General features: G+C 68.8%; 4 protein-coding genes. 1 reads left to right on the top strand and 3 read right to left on the bottom strand.

Annotated elements, in window-relative coordinates; genetic code table 11:
- Positions 1-94 precede the first annotated feature (94 nt).
- Together ACRX5W_RS32945 and ACRX5W_RS32940 are read right to left on the bottom strand one after the other, a co-directional pair.
- Positions 95-301, bottom strand: a complete 207-nt coding sequence (locus ACRX5W_RS32945) for a cold-shock protein (protein ID WP_436792073.1) — start codon at positions 299-301, stop codon at positions 95-97.
- Between the two features lie 162 nt (positions 302-463).
- Positions 464-697 (bottom strand): thioesterase II family protein, encoded by a 234-nt coding sequence (locus tag ACRX5W_RS32940; RefSeq protein WP_436792072.1) that lies wholly within the window; start codon positions 695-697, stop codon positions 464-466.
- Positions 698-1,104: 407 nt separating this feature from the next.
- Between ACRX5W_RS32940 and ACRX5W_RS32935 the strand changes: the two genes are divergently transcribed.
- A complete protein-coding gene (locus ACRX5W_RS32935; protein WP_436792071.1) occupies positions 1,105-2,157 on the top strand; it encodes a TIGR04222 domain-containing membrane protein in 1,053 nt (350 codons plus the stop codon).
- A 94-nt stretch (positions 2,158-2,251) separates the two neighbouring features.
- Here ACRX5W_RS32935 and ACRX5W_RS32930 read toward each other — a convergent pair whose 3' ends face one another.
- On the bottom strand, positions 2,252-3,703 hold the full coding sequence (locus ACRX5W_RS32930; protein ID WP_436792070.1) for an MFS transporter: 1,452 nt from the start codon (positions 3,701-3,703) through the stop codon (positions 2,252-2,254).
- Positions 3,704-3,980 lie beyond the last annotated feature (277 nt).

Here is a 3,980-nt window from a genome sequence, read left to right as displayed (position 1 = left end):
TCCGCCGGCGTTCGGCGGCGTTCGGCGGCACGACGACGCCCGGTGTCCCGCCCGGCTACTGGTGGCGCGGGCGGGGCACCGGGCGCGGGTGGTTCTACTTCTCGGCGGTGACGTTCGCCGCCTGGGGGCCCTTGGCGCCCTGGGTGACGTCGTACGAGACCCGCTGGTTCTCCTGGAGTTCGCGGTACCCGGAGGCGTTGATCGCGGAGAAGTGGACGAACACGTCCGGACCCCCCTCGTCCTGCGTGATGAAGCCGAAGCCCTTGTCCGCGTTGAACCACTTCACCGTGCCAGTCGCCATCGACCGAACCCTCCGTAAGTCCTACGACACCGCGCCTTCCTCGACGCGTTGCCTGCCGGCGCAATCCCCCGGCGCTCATTGCCTGCCCACACGAAGCGGCCGGCAATCGTCATCCGTTCGGTGGACGCCTTGTGGCGCGTTGACTTGATCGAATTGGTGTGTCTATGAGCCTTTTGCGGCGCTCAAGGCGTGGAACAAATGCTCGGTGACCGCCTTCTGATGGTCCGTGAGATAGAAATGACCGCCCGGGAAAGCGTGGAGCGCGAAGTCGCCTGTGGTGTGTTCGCGCCACGCGGCAGCCTCGGCCAAGGACACCTTGGGGTCGGCGTCGCCGGTCAGGACGGTCAGGGAGCAGTCGAGCGCGGTGTCGCGGGACGGGTCCGCAGGGGCGGTCAAAACAGCTCGGCGGCGCCCTCGGCATCGCCGTCGCCGCGCTCGTCTTCCGGAACCGCAGCGAATCGCACGCCGTCGTCGAGGCGTTCCGCGGAACCTTCCTGATCGCCGTCGCCGCAGCCGTCAGCGTACTCGGCCTGATCATCCGCAAGGCTCCTCCCGCACCGGCGGACGCGGCGCCGAACCCGGAGGAACCAGCGGCCGGCATGCAGACCGCCGAGCCCTCCGGCGAACCCGTCGGCCGGCAGGCCTGATCCGCCCCGCCCCGAACTCGCCGCCGCGGCAGGGTTCCCGGCCCGGCGGTCACAGAACGGGCAGAGTTGTCCGCAAACGACATCGGCCCGGTCGTGGTTGTCCATCGATTCGGCAACAACACGAACCGAAGCGGCCCGGCCTCCCACTTACTGTGCATGGACCCGATAGTCGCTCTCATCACGTACGTCGTCCTCACGGCGTGCGCCATCGCCTTCGCCGTCGTCGCGCTCGTCAAGGGACGGGCGCGCGGCGGCGTCGGGCCGTCGGTCGAAAGCCTCGACCTGTACGAGGCGGCCTTCATCTGTTCCGGGCCCGCCCGCATGGCCGACCTCGCGCTCCTCGCCTTGCGCTCCTGCGGCGCGGTGCACATCAACCGGGACGGCACCGTGACCGCGACCGGACGCCGCCCGCAGGACCGCGTCGCCCTCGGTGTGCTGCGCGGTGTCGAGCAATCCGGCGGGCCGGCGCCGCTGGCCGACGTCCGCGCAGCCGGGGCCCGCTGCGCCGAAGTCCAGGAGGTCGGCGACCGCCTGGCGAATGTGGGGGTGCTGCGCCGTCCGGGGTCGGAAAAGCTGCGCAGGAACGCTCGGACCGTCCTGTCCATCTGGGCCACGGTCAGCTTCGTGACCGTCTTCATCCCCGGGGTCATGGCCGATCCGGCGGACGACGCCGGGCTGTTCGTCGCCTCCCTCCTGGCCCACATCGCGGGTGTCATGGTGTGTTCGCTGCTGATCACGGTCCTGACGATGCGGCCGATCGGCATGCACACCCAACTCGCCGACTTCCACGCGAGCCGACTGCGCGCGGAAGCGTCGCTGCAACAGCGGTTGGGCGCAACCGTCGCGGGCGGCACCGGCCTCGGCGCCGTGGCGGTATTCGGGCTCGGCAGGCTCACGGACCCGGATCTGCTCGACATCTTCCGGCGGGAACGGCCGCGCCACGAGCAGGTGTTCGCCACCACAACCACTTACCACACGGGCTGGGGAGGCGGTTCGGCCCCGGACTTCCCGGACGTCTCGTGGTTCGGCTCGGATTCGTGCGCGGACACGGACCCCCGGAGCGGCTCGTCCTCGTGCTCGTCGTCGGGATCGTGCTCCTCATCGTCGAGTTGCTCGTCCTCGTCGTCGTGTTCCTCCTCGTCGTCGAGCTGCTCCTCGTCCTCGTCCTCGTCGTCGTGTTCGTCGTCGTCGAGTTGCTCCTCGTCCTAGCCGCCGACGGAAGGCCGGTCGCCTTGTGGGCGGCCGGCCTTCCGATGGTCCTCGTGCGGCGGCCGGGAGGGGCCGCGCACATTGCGTCAGTGCGTCAGGACACCGCCACCTTGGACGGCTCGACGGGGACGCCCTGTCGTTCGGCCGGGCGACCGGCGCGGCGCACCGGGATCATGGACGCGACCACCGCCGCGGCGAGGGCGAGGCCGCAGCCGATCAGCATCGCGGTGTGGATACCGGCCTCGGACGGCACGGTACGGCCGCCGAAGTCGATGGTCATCTGCGACAGCACCACACCGACCATCGCGGCGCAGATCGAACTGCCGACCGCACGCATCAGGGTGTTGAAACTGTTGGCCGATCCGGTCTCCGAGACGGGCACCGCGCCCATGATCAGGGCGGGCATCGCGCCGTACGCCAGGCCGAGTCCCGTCATGCAGATGCAACTGACGAGCGTAACCGTCCACGGTGAGCCGAACAGGAAAAGCGACGAGCCGTAGCCGAGCGACATGATGAGCGCGCCCGCGACGAGGGTGACCTTGGGGCCGCGTATGGCGGACAGCCGCGCGCCGAGCGGCGAGGTGGCCATCATCATCAGGCCCGCCGGGGCCATCCACAGCCCCATTTGCAGCATCGACTGGCCCAGCCCGTAGCCGGTCTCCGAGGGCAGTTGCAGGAGCTGAGGGAGGATCAGCGACTGCGCGTACATGGCGAGTCCGAGCACGATCGAGGCGATGTTCGTCATCAGGACGGTCGGCCGCGCGGTGACGCGGAGGTCGACCAGCGGCTGGTCGGTGCGCAGTTCCCACCAGCCCCAGACGAGCAGGACCACGACGGACATCGCGAGCAGCCCCAGCGTGAGGCCGCTGCCCCAGCCCCAGTCGGCGCCCTTGGACACCCCCAGGAGCAGGCAGACGAGGGCGATCCCCAGCCCCAGGCCGCCGACGAAGTCGAATTTGCCGCCCTGTCGGCCGGGCGTCGGGGGCACGATGCGCCAGATGAGGAGGGCGATCACCGCGGCCAAAACCGCGACGCCCCAGAACAGTACACGCCAGTTGGCGTTGCCTATGACGGTCGCCGCGACCGGCAGGCCGAGTGCGGCGCCGATGCCCAGGGAGGAGCTGATCAGTGCGATCCCGGAGCCGAGGCGCTCGGGCGGCAGCAGTTCGCGCAGGGCGCTGACACCCAGGGACACCATGCCCATGCCCATGCCCTGGAGGCAGCGGCCGATGATCATCGGGAGGACCGTGGTGGACAGCGCGCAGATGACCGAGCCCACGATCAGCGGGATGGTGCAGACCAGCAGCATGCGGCGCTTGCCGTACAGGTCGCCGAGTCTGCCGCTGACCGGGACGCAGACCGATGAGGTCAGCAGCGTCGCGGTGATGACCCAGGCGGCGTTCGAGGACGAGGTGTCCAGGATGCGCGGCAGGTCGGCGATCAGGGGGACGACCATGCTCTGCGTGATCGACGCAGTGATCCCCCCGAGAGCCAGCACGGCGATGATGGCGCCGCCGGTCTTGACGGTGGGTGTGGAGCTGTCCACTGGTTCTCCCGTTTCTTGGTGCAGCACTATGTGCCCTGCACATGATGTGCATACTGCACATCGCATGTACAACACATATCAGATGCACCGTACACATTTTATGTGACGCGGAGATGACCAAGGGAGTATGGAGAGTTACATCGGCCTGACGGTGTAGACAAAACCGCAGGTGGGAGCACGTCTGGGACGGCAGACGGCGCCCGGATGAACAGTTTGTGGCCGCGAGTGGACAGCCGAAATGCGCGACTTCGTGACGAGACTCACCGCGAACTGCGCG

This window comes from Yinghuangia sp. YIM S10712, from assembly GCF_051388935.1.
Taxonomy (GTDB): Bacteria; Actinomycetota; Actinomycetes; order Streptomycetales; family Streptomycetaceae; genus Yinghuangia.
The sequence above is the reverse complement of the archived record's forward strand: the minus strand, read 5'-3'. Positions and strand labels throughout refer to the sequence as shown.